The organism is Halopseudomonas nanhaiensis (assembly GCF_020025155.1).
GTDB lineage: Bacteria > Pseudomonadota > Gammaproteobacteria > Pseudomonadales > Pseudomonadaceae > Halopseudomonas > Halopseudomonas nanhaiensis.
Genome location: NZ_CP073751.1, coordinates 1,286,912 through 1,303,451 on the forward strand (window position 1 = coordinate 1,286,912; position 16,540 = coordinate 1,303,451).

At 63.5% G+C, this 16,540-nt stretch carries 9 protein-coding genes; 4 read left to right on the forward strand and 5 right to left on the reverse strand.

The features are described 5' to 3' along the window. Window positions 1-34: 34 nt before the first annotated feature. The gene (locus tag KEM63_RS05825; RefSeq protein ID WP_223655254.1) at window positions 35-1,594 is read right to left on the reverse strand and encodes a methyl-accepting chemotaxis protein; all 1,560 of its coding nucleotides are present in this window, start codon (window positions 1,592-1,594) and stop codon (window positions 35-37) included. Between the two features lie 178 nt (window positions 1,595-1,772). On the opposite strand from KEM63_RS05825, the gene acnA reads away from it, so the two are divergent. Beyond that, entirely contained in the window at window positions 1,773-4,487 is a 2,715-nt protein-coding gene (gene acnA, locus KEM63_RS05830) for an aconitate hydratase AcnA (protein ID WP_223655255.1), read from the forward strand. Window positions 4,488-4,682: 195 nt separating this feature from the next. Here the strand turns inward: acnA and KEM63_RS05835 are convergent, their stop codons facing one another. The 4 genes from KEM63_RS05835 to KEM63_RS05850 form a co-directional block, all read right to left on the reverse strand. Beyond that, complete coding sequence (locus tag KEM63_RS05835) at window positions 4,683-6,335, reverse strand: Vgb family protein (RefSeq protein WP_223655256.1); 1,653 nt, start codon at window positions 6,333-6,335, stop codon at window positions 4,683-4,685. Window positions 6,336-6,460: 125 nt separating this feature from the next. Then, window positions 6,461-7,186 carry an SOS response-associated peptidase family protein gene (locus KEM63_RS05840; protein ID WP_223655257.1) on the reverse strand — a complete coding sequence of 242 codons (726 nt, stop codon included), beginning with the start codon at window positions 7,184-7,186 and terminating at the stop codon, window positions 6,461-6,463. A 137-nt stretch (window positions 7,187-7,323) separates the two neighbouring features. Further along, a complete protein-coding gene (locus KEM63_RS05845; protein ID WP_223655258.1) occupies window positions 7,324-7,737 on the reverse strand; it encodes a 3-phosphoshikimate 1-carboxyvinyltransferase in 414 nt (137 codons plus the stop codon). Between the two features lie 151 nt (window positions 7,738-7,888). Beyond that, complete coding sequence (locus tag KEM63_RS05850) at window positions 7,889-8,764, reverse strand: PhzF family phenazine biosynthesis protein (RefSeq protein ID WP_223655259.1); 876 nt, start codon at window positions 8,762-8,764, stop codon at window positions 7,889-7,891. A 191-nt stretch (window positions 8,765-8,955) separates the two neighbouring features. On the opposite strand from KEM63_RS05850, the gene KEM63_RS05855 reads away from it, so the two are divergent. The 3 genes from KEM63_RS05855 (at window position 8,956) to KEM63_RS05865 (ending at window position 16,534) form a co-directional block, all read left to right on the forward strand. Next, a complete protein-coding gene (locus KEM63_RS05855) occupies window positions 8,956-9,963 on the forward strand; it encodes an alpha/beta fold hydrolase (RefSeq protein ID WP_223655260.1) in 1,008 nt (335 codons plus the stop codon). 279 nt (window positions 9,964-10,242) lie between these two features. Continuing rightward, the gene (locus KEM63_RS05860; RefSeq protein WP_223655261.1) at window positions 10,243-12,999 is read left to right on the forward strand and encodes a bifunctional glycoside hydrolase/polysaccharide deacetylase family protein; all 2,757 of its coding nucleotides are present in this window, start codon (window positions 10,243-10,245) and stop codon (window positions 12,997-12,999) included. Further along, window positions 12,977-16,534 (forward strand): tetratricopeptide repeat protein, encoded by a 3,558-nt coding sequence (locus tag KEM63_RS05865; RefSeq protein WP_223655262.1) that lies wholly within the window; start codon window positions 12,977-12,979, stop codon window positions 16,532-16,534. Before KEM63_RS05860 ends, KEM63_RS05865 begins: the two co-directional genes overlap by 23 nt. Window positions 16,535-16,540 lie beyond the last annotated feature (6 nt).

Genomic DNA, 16,540 nt, shown 5'->3' on the forward strand with positions numbered 1-16,540 from the left:
GCTCCCACATCCCGGCTCCCGCAGCCTCTCCCGATTATCGCTTGGCGAAGCGCTCTACCAGCGCAGCCTGCTGTCCGGCAGTCGCGGCGAGTTCTGCGCCGAGCGTTGCGCTTCGGGAGGCTTGAGTCGCGGTGCTGTCCGACAGGCTGGCGATGTTGACCACATTGCGATTGATCTCATCGGCGACGGCGGTCTGCTCTTCCGACGCAGCGGCGATCTGGCCAGTCATCTCGTTGATGCGTTCGATGGCGTTGCGAATGCCGTCCAGCGCCTCGTCAGCGTCGATGACCCGGCTTACGCCCAGTTCGGCCTGTTCGTGACCGGCATGCATGGTCGATACCGCTTTCGCCGCGGCGCCCTGTAGGTTTTCGATCAGCTTGTGGATCTGTTCAGTCGAACTGGCGGTCCGGCTGGCCAATGCGCGCACCTCATCAGCCACTACGGCAAAGCCGCGCCCCTGTTCGCCGGCACGGGCCGCTTCAATCGCTGCGTTCAAGGCCAGCAGGTTGGTCTGTTCCGCGATCCCCCGGATAACGTCGACGACGCTGCCGATCTCCCGTGCATCGACAGACAGCTGGTTGGAGACGGTGGCCGCCGAGCGCACCGACGCGGAAAGCACTTCGATGGCGTCGCGCGCCTGGGTGGCCACCTGCTTGCCGCGGTCGGCAAGGGTGTTGGCATCGCGGGTAGCGTCCGCAGTGCGCTGCACATTGCTCGATACTTCCTGGGTGGCGGCAGCCATCTGGTTGATCGCCGTAGCGACCATATCGGTCTCCTGGCGCTGCCGCGACAGGCCGTCGCTGCTGGCACGTGCCAGCTTGCTGGACTCCTCGGCCTGCACCCGCAAACCGTCCGTACTGTCCATGACACGCGTCAGGCACGTGCGCAGACGGGCCTGCTGGCTGTGCATGGCCATCTCCAGCTGACCGAGGACGCCGCGGTGAGGCGTATACATGGTCGCCAGCAGCGGATCGACAATGGCATTGTCAGCGGCGCTGATGGCGCGTTGCAACCGTTGATCGTTGAGTCGCTTGTACACCCAGGCCGCTGGTATGCCGGCAGCGCAAGCCAGTCCCGCACCCAGGCCGCCAAGTCCCAGCGTCAGTCCGCCACCGACCGCGGCCAGGGTAATACCGAAGGCGGCCGGCAGCATGACACCAGCCCAGTCGGTTGTTCGCGGGGCGCGGCCCTGATTGAGTCTGCTGTAAAGCGCCTCGGCCCGCTCGACCTGGGCAGGGGTCGTGCGCACCCGTACCGATTCATAGCCGGTCACCTGGCCGTTCTCCCAGACCGGGGTGGCAAATGCGTTCACCCAGTAGTGATCGCCATTCTTGCAACGGTTCTTGACGATACCCATCCAGCTGCGCCCGTTTTTCAGGTCGTTCCACATATGCGCGAACACCGCAGATGGGGTATCCGGATGGCGTACCAGATTGTGCGGGCTGCCGATCAACTCCTCTCGCGTGAAGCCGCTTATATCGACGAAGGCATCATTGCAGTAGACGATCTGACCCTTCAGATTGGTCGCTGATATCAAACGTTGATCGGCATTGAACATCCGTTCACGCTGGGTGATGGGCTGGTTGTTGCGCATTTTAATACTGTCCTGGGAAGAAAGCGTGAGCGGTGGGAGACGTTTTGTTGTCTATGCTCACTGTATCGCCGAAACAGGCGCGGTCTTTAGCCCCATGGGACTAAAGTTTTAGTGAGCTGTTTGGCAGTTTTAACCGATCCGGCGCGAGCCGTCGGCTGACCAGAGAGGAGAGTTGAGGATGTCCCAAGGCAACAGTCTGGATACGCTGAGCACGCTGCAGGTAGGAGACAAGACCTACCACTACCATTCCCTGCCGAAGGCAGCCGAGAAACTCGGCAGTATCGACCGGCTACCCGTTTCATTGAAGGTTCTGCTGGAGAATCTGCTGCGCCATGAAGATGGCGTGACCGTGACCCGCGACGACATCCAGGCGATGGCCGACTGGCTGAAGATGCGCTCATCGGACCGGGAGATTCAGTATCGTCCTGCGCGGGTGCTGATGCAGGACTTCACCGGCGTGCCTGCAGTGGTCGACCTGGCTGCCATGCGCGACGCCATGGCCAAGGCCGGTGGCGATCCTCAGCGGATCAACCCATTGTCGCCGGTGGATCTGGTGATCGACCATTCGGTGATGGTCGACCGCTTCGGCTACGACGACGCCTATCAGGACAACGTCGACATCGAGATGAAACGCAACGGGGAGCGCTACGAGTTTCTGCGCTGGGGCCAGAAGGCGTTCAACAACTTCCGCGTCGTGCCGCCGGGGACCGGCATCTGCCACCAGGTCAATCTGGAGTATCTGTCCCAGAGCGTGTGGGCGTCTGAAGTGGACGGCAAGACCTGGGCTTATCCGGACACGCTCGTCGGTACCGATTCGCACACCACCATGGTCAATGGGCTCGGTGTGCTGGGTTGGGGGGTCGGCGGCATCGAGGCCGAGGCAGCGATGCTCGGCCAGCCGGTGTCCATGCTGATTCCGGAAGTGATCGGTTTCAAGATGACCGGCAAGCTGCCCGAAGGCGTGACCGCAACCGATCTGGTGCTGACGGTAACCCAGATGCTGCGGGCGAAGGGCGTCGTCGGCAAGTTCGTCGAGTTCTACGGCGACGGTCTGGCCGATCTGCCCCTGGCGGATCGCGCGACCATCGGCAATATGGCGCCCGAGTACGGTGCTACCTGCGGCTTCTTCCCGATTGACGAGATTTCGCTCGGTTACCTGCGCATGACCGGCCGCCCGGACGAGGTTATCGAACGTGTCGAAGCCTACTGCAAGGCGCAGGGGATGTGGCGCGAGAAAGGCATGGAACCGGAGTTCACCGACACGCTCGAGCTGGATTTGAGCGAGGTCGAGGTCAGCCTGGCCGGGCCGCGCCGCCCCCAGGATCGCGTATCGCTTGGCCGTGTCAGCAAGGCCTTCCAGGAGTTGATGGATCTGCAGCCGGCACCGCGCGACAAGGTCGAGATGCTCGAACACGGAGAAGGCACCCAGCGCGGCGAAGCACGCATCAGCATGGACGGCGAGGAGTTCACGCTCGAGCACGGCGCCGTGGTCATTGCCGCTATCACCTCCTGCACCAACACCTCGAACCCGAATGTCATGATGGCTGCCGGTCTGGTGGCGAAGAAGGCTGCCGAACTGGGCCTGCAGCGCAAGCCGTGGGTCAAGTCATCGCTCGCGCCCGGCTCCAAGGTCGTTACCGACTACCTGGAGAAGGCCGGGCTGACCGAGTATCTCGACAGGCTCGGCTTCAACCTGGTCGGCTACGGTTGCACCACCTGCATCGGCAACTCCGGGCCGCTGCCGGACGAAATCGCCAGGGCCATCGTCGATCATGACCTGGCGGTATCTTCGGTGCTGTCGGGCAACCGCAACTTTGAAGGCCGTGTGCATCCGCAGGTGCGCGCCAACTGGCTGGCGTCGCCGCCTTTGGTCGTAGCTTACGCATTGGCGGGCAATACGCGGATGAACCTGTTGGCCGAGCCGCTCGGGCATGACCAGAACAACCGGCCGGTCTTCCTCAAGGATATCTGGCCGAGCAATGCAGAGATTGCCGAGGCGGTGGCGAACGTCGATGGCAGCATGTTCCGCAAGCGCTACGCAGACGTATTCAGCGGTGACGAGCACTGGCAGTCGATCCGCGTGACCGAAAGCGACACCTACGCCTGGAACAGCGAGTCGAGCTACGTCCAGAATCCACCGTACTTCGAGACCATCGATCAGCCGCTGCAACCGCTCAAGCCGATTCAGGGCGCCCGGGTGTTGGCCGTGTTCGGCGACTCGATCACCACCGATCACATTTCACCGGCCGGCAATATCAAGGCCTCGTCACCGGCCGGTCGTTATCTGCAGGAGCTGGGCGTGAGCCCGGACGAGTTCAACTCCTACGGATCGCGTCGCGGCAACCATGAAGTGATGATGCGCGGCACCTTCGCCAACATCCGCATTCGCAATCGCATGCTCGGTGGCGAAGAGGGTGGCGAGACCATCCATGCGCCGAGTGGCGAGCGTCTGTCGATCTACGATGCTGCCATGCGTTACCAGAGCGAAGGCACGCCGCTGGTCGTGCTGGCCGGCAAGGAGTACGGCACCGGGTCGAGCCGCGACTGGGCGGCCAAGGGCACCAACCTGCTCGGCGTCAAGGCAGTGATTGCCGAAAGCTTCGAGCGGATTCACCGCTCCAACCTGGTTGGCATGGGCGTGCTGCCGCTGCAGTTCGTCAATGGTCAGGGCGTTGGCCCATTGGAGCTGGATGGTTACGAGACGCTGGATGTGCAAGGCATCGACGACAACCTTGCGCCTGGCCAGATGCTCAAGGTGGTCGGCAAGCGCAAGGACGGCAGCGATGTCGAGTTCGAGGCACTGTGCCGGATCGATACCCGCAACGAGATCGATTACTTCAAGGCGGGCGGGATCCTGCATTTCGTGTTGCGGGACATGAACCGGGCGTCCTGACGGACCGGCAGAGCGGAGCCCTGATCGGGCTCCGCTTCACGTACCTACGTACATCGCTGTTTGTAGGTAGGAGCGGGCATGACCGCGAAGCAGCATCCGCAAAACCCTTTCGCGCCCAGTCGCGCTCCTGCAAAAGCGTATTGAGCCACTGTAGGAGCCGCGAAGGGTCGCCGGCCTCGGTCGACGCCTGGACGCCTACTCCGGCTTCTCGGCAATGGCGCGATCGGGCTCGACGATTACCGGCTCGATCTTGTACAGCCCGTTGTCGATATCCGACCCGAAATAGATCACCCCATCGGCGTCAACCGCGACCCCGGTGGTGATTCCGCTCGGCGGCATGCCCGGGCCGGCGGGTAGGCCGATCGGGAGATTCTTTGCCAGGACCTCCCGTTCACCACCATCAAGATCGATCACCGAAAGGCGCTTCGCGGCGGTTTCGGCAACGACGATGTCACCATTGCTCAGCTGAGCCAGTCCTTCCGGCATCGCCAGATCCTCGATCAAGCGCTCGATCTTGCCATTCTTCGGGTCAACCCGCGTCAGAAAGCCTGCCGCCTCGGTGAGGTAAATCTTCCCATCGGCGCCGACAATCATCTGCACCACCCCCTGCAGCCCTTCGACAAGACCGGCACGCTTGTCCAGCGCGTCACCGGTCACCTTGATCAGCTTGCCGCTGCCCAGCTCACTGACCACGATCGTGCCGTCCTCCAGCTCCACCGCCGAACTCGGTGCGTTGAAGCCATGCACCATGGCGCTGGTTTCGCGGGTTTCCATGTCTATCGCTTGCAGGGTACCGGTCGACGCGCTGGTCAGCAGAAACCGCGTGCGACCCATCGAGACGGCAGACGGATATTCGATGTCCGATCCATGCGCCCTGCGGATGTCGGTGACCTCACCTGTGTCGGTATCCACCGCACGAAAGGCGAAGATGTCGGCAATGTAGAGCGTCTTGCCGTCCTCGCTGATGGTCAGACCGGCTGGCACGGCCAGTTCCCCCTTGGTGATCACCCGCGCTTCGCCGGATGAAGGGTCGACCAGCTCGATGGAGTTGTCGGCCATGTTCGAGACGAATATCCGATCATCCTTGTCGATGGCCAGGTTATCCAGCGAGCTGTCGAGCGTCGCCACCACGTTCGTCTGCCCGGTGGAGACATCTACGCGATTGAGCGTGCCGGCGCGAGTGTCCAGCACATACAGGTTGCCTTCGGAGTCGAAGTTCACCGCGGCCGGGGTGTCGAAGCCTTCGGCAACTGTTTGCATGGCCCCGTCCGCCGGATTGATCTTCACGACCTGGCCCTTGAACCACAGCGGCCCATACAGCCAGCCATCCCGGCCAACTTCAAAGCCATTGAAACCGCCCAGGTCCTTGCCTATCGCTCGCGGCTCGCTAGCGCCCGACACGTCGACTTCCCAGAGCGCATCACCCAGAAACACCTGGCTGGCGTAGAGCTTGCCCGTTTCCTGATTGAAAGCGATCGAATTGATGCCAGGCAACCCTTCGGCGAGCACGCGAATCGGCGCATCGTCCTTCTCGCGATAGAGCACCTTGCCAAGATAAAAGCCGGTCCAGGCCATTTCGCCGTTGGGTCCGATGGCGATGTCGTCAGCCTGTCCTTCCGGCGGACCGATGAAGGTGGTCACCTCGCCGGAGTCTATGTCGACCTGATACATGCTGGCGCTGACCACACTGCCCGCGAGCAGGCGGCCCTGGTGATCCACGGCCAGGCCATGCACCCCCTTGAATGCCGAGGGGGCGACCAGCGCCTGCGGCGGCTGGTAGCTATTGTCTGCCAGCGCAGGAGTGCTGATCAGCACAGCGAGCATCGCAAGTGGAAAGAGTGGCTTCATGTACGGTTCCTTGTTGTTGTTATCGGAAGGCGTTGCCTGAGCCTGATTCTAGCCAATCGCCGGGATCAGGCAGCATTCATTGAGCCGGCTTATGGATGCTTATGCAGCCACCCGGGCAGGCCGTTTCAGCTGTCGAACAGATCCAGCGTGCGAGGGGCCAGCGGGCGCGGCTCGATCAGCTGTGGCCCATCGTTGCGTACATTGCCCACCGCCGCGTCCACCGAGTGCCAGCGAAATGACTCGGCCGGCGTTGCGTGCGTTCTGGCCAGGTCCTCAGCCGCCGCGGCATCCAGGCCCGGGTCCAGCCATCGGCGAGCCACCGCGGGTGCCAGCACGACCGGCCGCCGGTCATGAATGTCGAGCATGCCGCCTTCGCTGTCGGCCGTGACGATGGCAAAGCCGGTGGTCTCAGGTGATGGCGCTGAGAGCCCTCGCTCGAAACGACCGATTGCCGCGAAGAACATGGGCTGATTGTCAGCCAGGTGAATAAAGTAGGGCTGGCGACTGCGTGGCTGGTGGGCATCGCTTACCCACTCGAACCAGCCGTCGGCGGGAACCAGACAGCGTCCGACTGCCCAGATGTCGCGCCAGTATCTGCTGCGGGCCGCTGTCTCGAGACGAGCGTTGATCGAGGGTGGTTTATCGCCCGCCCACAGCGGGGCGTAGCCCCAGCGCATGGGCGAGAAGCGCAGGCCGTCTTCGTCCTGGTGCAGAACGCTGACATGGGTTTGCGGCGCAACGTTGTAGCGCTCGCTGGGCCGGTCATCGACAGGGCCGGCTACCGGTACCTGGCTTTTCAGCCACTTGAGGTATTTTTCCTCGGATCGAAAATGGGATATGCGGCCGCACATCGACGGTTCTCCAGCGCCGGATCGTTCAACCAGCCTAGTTCAAGATGCCGGGGCCACCGCCGCTTTGCAGGCATTGGCAGCGTGATCGAGCCGAAGAGAGAACAGCGAGGCAAGCGCCGACGGCGCAGCGGTTCTGCTCAACTGCTCTTGAGCCAGTCCCATAGTCCCAGCGAGGTGTTGGGCATGAGGTTGATGCCCAGCGCTGACTTGAGCACGTACAGCACCAGCAACCCGACCAGCACTGAAAACAGCAGAAAACCGACCAGTGAAAGCGCGCCCATCACGCGGGAGATTCGCTGCTCACGGCGGGTGAGCTCGCGCCGGTTGCGACCGATCAGCAGCACGAAGTAGTAACGCCAACGCCACAGATCGAGCGTGCCGCGCAGGTCTACCGGGTGTTTTCCCCAGCGTCGTGCGCCAAAGGCGACTTTCAGCGCCTGCAGCTGCTGTTCGGAGAACGACTCGCGTACCTCGCTGGGCAGGCGCTCTTTCAGGCCTTTGGTAAACCAGTCTTCGCGAGACCGGCTATGGCTGGGTTGCTCGTTGTTCAAGGAGTCTGATCTCTGTCACGCAGGGAGCCAAGTGGGCGGGCGATAACGGCAGCAGTCGGGCCAGTATCGAAGCGAAGCGCCACATGGTAGCGCGGCGACGCAGCCAGCCCAAGCCAAAGGCGAGCCGCCTGTCTGGCGGCCGGACATGGAGTCAGAGGGTGATGGACCCATCGATGCAGGTGACCGCCGCCCCGCCGATCTGTATGCGCTGTGGTTCGATGACGATATCGATGAGGCCCGCCCGCCCCAGTGCTGCACCCTGCGAGGAGACGAAACGGCTGCCGAAGTGGGCGGTCTGGTCGGTTGCGCGGATAAATGCAGCCAGGCAGCCATTTCCACTGCCGCACACAGGGTCTTCTTCGATGCCGGTTGCCGGCCCGAATGCGCGGGTCTCGACTCGGGCTGGCGAGCCTTCGGGATACTCGCCGAAAATCACCACGCCGGTCGCCTCGGCGGCGGCATCCTGCTTTCGCATACGCAGAAAGTCCGGCGTGCAGGCGAGCACTGCGTCAGCAGACGGCAGCTGCGCGACGATCCACCGAGCGCCTACATCGATCAGCCGAGGCGTAGCCTGGCGCACCAGCGGGGTGCCGAGGATCGCTTCCAGCTCCTCGACCTGCGCCTGGTCAAAGGAGGTGAATGCCGGCTCCGGAAGTTCGAAGGCGATAGAGCGGGTGTCTCCGGCGCCGGTAATGCAAAGCGGAACCAGCCCGGCGGGGCATTGCTGCACCAGACGACCATTACGTGCTTCGACCAGTCCGGCCTCGAGCAGCGCATGCGCGGTGCCAATGGTCGGATGGCCGGCGAAGGGCAGCTCGAACACCGTGGTGAAGATCCGTAACTGGTAGTCGGCACCGTCGGCCGTGGCCGGGAAGACAAATGTCGTCTCGGACAGGTTCGTCCAGTTGGCGATCTGCTGCATCTGTTCATCAGACAATCCCTGGGCATCGAGCACCACGGCGACGGGGTTGCCCTTGAACGGAGTGCGAGTGAAAACATCGACCTGCTTGAATGGCACGCTGCGCATGGGAATCTCCTTGTAGGCTGTTCATCCTAGATGACCGGAAAGGGCTGAAACAGAGACAGAAGGCGCGCGGCGTTCCGTAACAGTTCGCGGCAGGCTCAGACTGTCATGCCCCCGCAAGCCGGGCCAGCCCATCAGGGCTGGCTATACTCTCGATGCCTTTCAGCCAAGTCAGATTCAAGGAGCTTTTAACAATGGTCTTTCGATACAGCTTTTTCGGAGCGGCGCTGCTGTGTGCCAGCGTGGCCCAGGCCGAGTCCCGGCCCAGCTATGGCGCACAGCTTGAAGGGTTTGACTATCCGCATCCGGTGCAGCAGTTCGAGTTCACTTCGCAGCAGCAGGACCTGTCCATGGCCTATATGGATGTGGAGCCGTCCGGTGAAGCGAACGGCCGCACGGCGGTGCTGTTGCACGGCAAGAACTTCTGCGCAGCGACCTGGGAGCGGACGATCGAGGTGTTGAGCGAAGCTGGGTACCGGGTCATCGCGCCGGACCAGGTGGGCTTTTGCAAATCCACCAAGCCGCGCGGCTACCAGTTCAGCTTCGGCCAGCTCGCTGCAAACACTGCCAAATTGCTCGAGCATGAGGACGTCGAGCAGGCGGTGATCATCGGGCACTCCATCGGCGGCATGCTCGCCGCACGCTTTGCGCTGGATCATGCGGATCTGACCGAGCGTCTGGTCATGGTCAACCCCATCGGGCTCGAAGACTGGCTGGCCAAGGGCGTCCCCTACGCAACCGTCGACTCGCTGTACGAAGGGGAGCTGCAGACCGACTACGAGCGCGTAAAGGGCTACCAGCAGAAGTTCTACTATGACGGCCAGTGGAAGCCGGAATACGACCGTTGGGTAGAGATGCTCGCCGGGATGTACAGCGGGCCGGGTCGGGAGATCGTCGCCTGGAACCAGGCGCAGACGGCCGAGATGCTGTTCACCCAGCCGGTGGTCCAGGAATTCCCCAACATCAAGGCGCCCACTCTGCTGCTGATCGGAGGCAAGGACCGCACGGCCCCGGGCGCCAACCGGGCACCGGACGACGTTGCCAGGAAGCTGGGTGATTATCCCGCGCTGGGCCGCGAAACTGCAGAGGCTATCCCCAATGCCGAATTGATCGAGTTTCCGGAGCTGGGCCATTCCCCGCAGGTCGAGGCGCCCGAGGAGTTCCATGAGGCATTGTTGAAGGCGCTGGCGAACGCACCGTAAGAGGCCGTATGATGCGTCCGATAACCGGCATCGACCGCTCGTCCGGCCGATTGCAGACGGTATATTGACGTACTAATCGATGATGCCATACTGGCATCATATTGGACCGTTCTCTGGAATTTGACGGTTCCATTCGTCCGCGGCATCGCGCCTGCCCGGTCGTTCTTCTGCTAGTCATTCGAGCCGCTGGGCGCATCCAAGGGGAGGGCGGTTCGAATCTCGGGGACGTAGATGCAGTTCAGGAACGGTTGTAGGCCACAGGGACGGGCCTGGTGTCGCATGGTTGCGGGCATTCTGTTGCTGTGCGTCGTCTCCGCCGGTCAGGCTACCACTCTCCCCAGCGTTGCCTTCTGGTATGCCGATCAGCCGCCGCTTGCCGAACTGTCCCAGTTTGACTGGGTGGTGGTAGAGCCAGCCCATTTGTCTGCAGACAACGTCGCCTTTCTTTGCGCGCAGGGCAGCCTGCCTTTCGCCTATCTCTCCATTGGTGAGCTGGACGCGTCCGAGGCTGAGCAATACCCTGACGTCGCCCGTACCGCCTCCACCAGCGTCACCAATCACGGCTGGAACAGCCAGGTCATGGACCTCACGTCGCCGGTCTGGCGGGCGCATCTGCTGTCACAGGCACGCTCCTTCAGCGCACTCGGCTATCGCGGTCTGTTTCTCGACACGCTGGACAGCTTCACGCTGTTGCCCAAGGCCGAGCACTCGGCGCAGCGTGAGGCGCTGGTGACACTCATCGCTGCGCTGAATCAGGCCGAGCCGGAACTCAAGCTGTTTTTCAACCGCGGCTTCGAGGTGCTACCGGAGCTGGGTGAGTCGGTCGCTGCCGTCGCAGCGGAGTCGCTGCGTGCCGGCTGGGATGCCTCCGCCAATGCCTATCGGAATGTGCCCGAGCAGGACCGGCAATGGCTTGAAGGCCAGCTCGCCCCCCTCAGGGATCGCGGCGTTCCGGTGATCGCCATCGAGTACCTGCCGCCAGAGCGACGCGATGAGGCGCGAAAGCTGGCCGCTGCGCTCGGCGAGCAAGGTTATGTGCCTTACATCACCACGCCCCAGCTCGATTCCTTGGGTGTCGGCAGCATCGAGGTGCACCCTCGGCGCATCGCCGTGCTGTATGACCCGCGCGAGGGTAGCGTCTCGCGTAATGATGGCCACACGTTGCTGGGCGGCGTGATCGAACATCTCGGCTACCGGGTGGATTACCTGTCGGTCGACGGCAGCTCCTTGCCGGTTCAGCCGCTGGGCCTGTACGCCGGCGTGGTGGTATGGATGACCAGCGGCGCTCCGGATGATCCATACCCCTTGCATGCGTGGCTGAGTGCTCGTCTTGACGAGGGCCTGCCGATGGCTTTCATGGCTGGCCTGCCGGTGGACGACACGGCCCTGCTGCGCAGGCTTGGCCTGCGCCGTTCCAGCGAGCCCGTGCGGCCCGGGCTCACGATCACCAGCCAGGATGAGACGCTGCTCGGCGCATTCGAAGCGCCGGTGGTGGCGCGCACGCGTGGCATGGTCGGCCTCTCCCTGTTGCCGGGCGGTCCAACCGCGAGTCTGACCTTGACCGGTGCGGACGGCCGCACCTTCTCCCCGGTAGCCATTGGCGAGTGGGGCGGGTTGGCGCTCAGTCCCTACGTGCTGGAAGACGGTGCCGAGCAGCGTCGGTGGATCCTCGACCCGTTTGCATTCCTGCAGCGAGCGCTGCGCCTGCCGCCAATGCCGCGCCCGGATGCGACCACGGAAAACGGGCTGCGGATAGCCACCGTGCATATCGATGGAGACGGGTTTGTCTCACGCGCCGAGGCGGCCGGGGCGCCCTATGCCGGGCAGGTGGCACTGGATCAGTTCATCGAACCGTATCCGCTGCTGACCTCGGCATCGGTCGTCGAAGGTGAGGTCGGCCCGAAGGGCATGTATCCCTATCTCGCGCCAAAGCTTGAACCCATTGCCCGCAAGATCTTCGCTCATCCCCGGGTCGAGGTCGCCACCCACAGCTATAGCCACCCGTTCTACTGGCAGCCGGAGCGTGCCGCCCAGCGCGAGGGGTTTCATGCCGAGTACGGCCTGAACATGGCGATACCCGGCTACACGCAGATGGATCTCGAGCGGGAGATCGTCGGCTCGCGTGACTACATCAACGAACGCCTGACCACTCCCGACAAGCCGGTGAAGATGATCTTCTGGTCCGGCGATGCGGTGCCCGATGACCAGACCATCCGGCTTGCCTACGAGGCTGGCCTGAGCAACGTCAACGGCGGGGCCACCATACTCACCCATGCCAATCCGTCGCTGACCGGCCTTTACCCGCTTCTGCGGCCCACGGCCGGCGGCCTGCAGGTGTACGCGCCAATCATCAACGAAAACGTCTACACCAATCTGTGGCGCGGGCCGTTCTACGGCTTCAAGGGCGTGATGGAGACATTCGAGCTGACCGATACGCCCCGCCGGCTGCGTGGCATGCATCTGTATTACCACTTCTATTCGGCGACCAAGCAGGCGTCGATCAAGGTCATGCGCGACATCTACCGGAGCATGCTCGCGGAGCAACCGTTCTCCATGTGGATGAGTGACTACGTCCAGCGCGTGCATGGTCTGCATTCAGCCAGCCTGGCCCAGCGTGGTGATGGTGCGTGGCAGGTGAAGGGTCTGGGGGCGCTGCGCACCCTTCGACTCGATCCCGCCATGGGGTGGCCGGATTTGCTGCGCTCCGATGGCGTCGCTGGCGTGCGTGAACTGCCGCAGGGCCGCTACGTGCATTTGAGCAAGGCCGATGCAACCATCGCCCTGCGCACCGAGCGCGACACGCGTCCTGCTCTGGAGCATGCCAACCTGCCGTTGCAGCGCTGGGAATACGACACCGCCGACCAGGTGACATTCTCCTTCGCCGGCCAATTTCCGTTGCGGTTTGCCGTCAGGGCGGCCGGGCAGTGCACAGTGCGTCATTCAGGGAAGACCTACTCCGGGGCCAGCGCCGCCGGGGTGTGGATGTTCGAGATGCCGATGGAACAGGTGACGAATGCGCAACTCACCTGCAGATAAACCCATCAGGCTGGTCCGGCCATGGACACTGGTCGCGATTGCCTCCGGTATCGGCGGGGCGCTCGTGCTCACCTATACCGGCGAAGACATGCTGTTGCCTGAAGGCCGCACGCCTGACGCGGTCTCGGCCAACTATGCCGAGTTGCTGCTCGCCGCGCGCCCGGAAGATGAGGCGCGTCGGATCGAACTCATCGAATTGCTGACGTACCTCGGCGAGTACGACCGCGCTCGCCAGCATCTGAAGGCCTGGCCCGACCCGGACCGCGAAGAGGCCAGCTATCTTGGTCTGCACATCACTATCGCCCAGGCCCTGAGTAGCGCAGAGCCGGGCCGCCTGGATGAGGCGCGGGCGGCGCTGCAAAGTTACGATAGCAGCGCATTGTCAGCGGCTCGCCAGCAGCGTCTGGCAAAGGACGCCCTTCGGCTCGAATTGCCCCTGGTCGCGGCTGACCTGTATCGACGCCTCGCCGCACAGCAGGACGGCCAGCGCGTCGCTCTGCTGGAGCAGGCGGCCACCTGGTACATGGCAGGCAACCGTCCGGCCCAGGCGGCGCAGGTCTATCTGGAGCTGCTCGAGTCGTCGGGCGATGGTGCGATGCGAGCGGCTCTGGTGCGGCGCGCCTATGAAGGCCTAGTGGCGGTGGGCGAGCATGCTGAGGCATCACTCTTGCTGGTCCGCGAGCTGGAACGGTTGCCGATCAGCGACGCGCTCTCCACCTGGCTGGCCCAGGGCGTCAATGTCGCGATGGGTGTCCAGCGATTCGATCTTGCCGGTCGGATCGTTCGTTACTGGCGCGAAATCCTGCCGGACAGTGAAACGGCGCTCGAGGCCGAACTGCGCTTTCATCTGGCTGCCGGTGATATCCGCAATGCCTGGTTTCCCGGCGAGCGGCTGGCAGCGCTGCGTCCCGGCGATGCGGCGTTGCAGCGGCAAATGGCCCAGCTTGCCGAATGGAACGGCTACGGCCCCGAGGCACTGGACTACTGGCAGGCATACCTTGCGCTAGAGCCCGCTGCGGACGGCCGCACCCATGCCTGGAAGCTCGCCTTCCAGCTGTATGACTACGACCGCGGCATCCAGTGGCTGGGTGGTGAAGGGGTCGGGCAACGTCTCTCTGATGTCGAGCTGGACGCGCTGGTTTATGCCCACGAACAGCGCGGGACGCCGGATGAGGCTGAAACCTGGCTGCGCAGCTACCTGCAACGCCAGCCGAGACATCGCCTTGCCTGGTCACGTCTGTCACAGAATCTGGAAAACACCGGGCAGCTTCAGTCCAAATTCGAAACGCTGCAGCGCATGGCGAAGCGTTTCAAGCTGGACTCGCAGGAGTTGGTCGACTGGGCAAATACCGCCTGGCGACTCCACCAGCCGGAGCTCGCATGGCAAGTGCTACAGGTCGATACGCGCGGCATCACCGACCCGGAGTACTGGCGCACCCGGGCTGCGCTGGCCTGGACGCTTGAGCGTACGGAAGATCTACAGCATGCCTATCAGTCGCTGGTCGCAAGTGGTACGCCGCTCCTTCGCAGCGAACAGAGCGAACTCATCGAAACCTACCGCTTCGAGCAGCCGCGTCGCGCCCTCGCCATGCTGGTGGGGAGCTGGCGAAATTGGGCCGACGCAGGCGACCTGGTGCTGGCGCTGGAGCTTGCCGATCAACTGGGCGACATGCAGCTCTACCGTGAGCTGATCCAGGAAGCCGAGCGCGATCCAAACGTTGCCGAGCTGTCCCGATTGCTGCTCGCCCGCGCGATTCTTGCAGAACGCGAGCAGCGCCATGACGAAGCCGAACGTCTGTATCGCCTCGGCCTGGCGCGCTTCCCCCGCGAATACCTGTTCCATGAACGGTTGATGTGGCACCTCATCGACCGGCAACGGGTGGCCGAACTGCCCATGTTGCTTACGCGCTGGCACTACGCTGCCCGAAACGTCGGGGCTCTGTGGCTTCCCTTTGCTACCGCCAACCAGATGCTGCAGCGCCATGAACAGTCACTGGCCTGGTTCCGGCTGTACCTGCAGGCGAATGCCGATGACTGGGTGGCGCAGGCTGCCTACGCCGATGCGCTGGATGCCGCCGGGCGCAGCGACCAGGCCCATCGTCTGCGCGATGCGCTCGTCGTGCGATTACAGACCCAGCCGATGAACGAGTCGCCCGAGCGCTACGCCACCTGGCTGCGCCTGCTGGCGGCGAGTACGTCGTCCCTGCAGGCCGAACAGCAGGCGATGCGCTGGCGTGATGGCTCGCCGGCCATGCTCCAGGTCTGGTTCGACCGCCTGCTGGCCCAGTTCGACGCCACCAATCAGGAAGCCCAGAAGGATGAGTGGATTGCCTGGGCACAGCGCAAGGGCCTGCGGGTTGATGCTTACAACCAGCTGCAACAGGCGCTGCGTCAGGACAGCCGCGACACGCTTGAGCGGCTGCTGCAAACCGGTGATCTCGATCCGGCGCAGCGCGTGGCGATCCTCGATCGGCTTGGACTCAGCCGCAGTGCGATGAGCCTGGCGCTGAGCAGTATCGGGACGCGTCAGGCCCCGGTTGTCGCCGAACAGTTGCGCCGTCAGGCGGTGGAGTTTCATCAGCGGCACCCGCAGGGCGTGCGCATCGGTTGGCTGCGGCAGGACTTCGGTGGCTTCAATCGCGAGGGCCCTCAGTTGACGCTGGCGCGGCATGTGGGGGATGCATGGTACGCATCGCTCGATCTTCAACAGGCACGTTATCGCAGCGATTTGCTCGAGCCGGGTAGGCTGGATGATGAACAGTTTGCCGCGATCACGCTGGAGCGCTCGCTTGATGACGGTGCTGCCGAGCTGACACTGGATACCAGCCTGCACGGGGCCGACGACCGCTTCGGTCTGGGAGTCAGCCGTAGCTGGACCCTGACCAGTCGCGATGCGCTGCAGCTCTCGCTGGACTGGGACCGGGCCAGCGTGGAAAGCGGCCTGCTGCGCGCCTTCGGCAAGCAGAGCGGCATCGGGCTGGCCGGCCAGCATCGTTTCTCGGCGCGTGACCAGCTCGGCTGGACGCTGCGCCATAACCGCTACAGCACCCTCGACGGTCAGGCCCTGGGCGCCTCGGAAGCGGTAACCACCGAGTGGACGCAAATACAGAAATTCTCCGGGCCCACCTGGCTGCTGCGCACCGGCATCGACTATCAGCGTGCGCGTCTGAGCAGCGGTGCGTTGTCTGGCCTCACCGCAGAGGAGGGCGGCGCGCTGCGTGTTGACGCGGTTGCTGCCGATACCCTGCTACAGGACGAGTTCGGCCGTGTGTATGCCGGCACCTCGTTGCAGCGCGGCATCCCCGGCGCGCTCAACCGTACCCGCGGCCAGTACACCTGGTCGCTGGATCTGCTGGCTGGCTGGCAGTTCACCGACAGCAGCTTCGTGTATGGCATCAATGCGGGCATCGGTGTCGAGCTGCTCGGCGATGACGAACTCGCCATCACCGGCGGCTACCAGTCGGCACCGCGCGGAGGTGGTGGCGAGCCAGGCGGTACCTTGGGATTAACTTACAGCCTCCGATTCGGACGCTGATCGTGG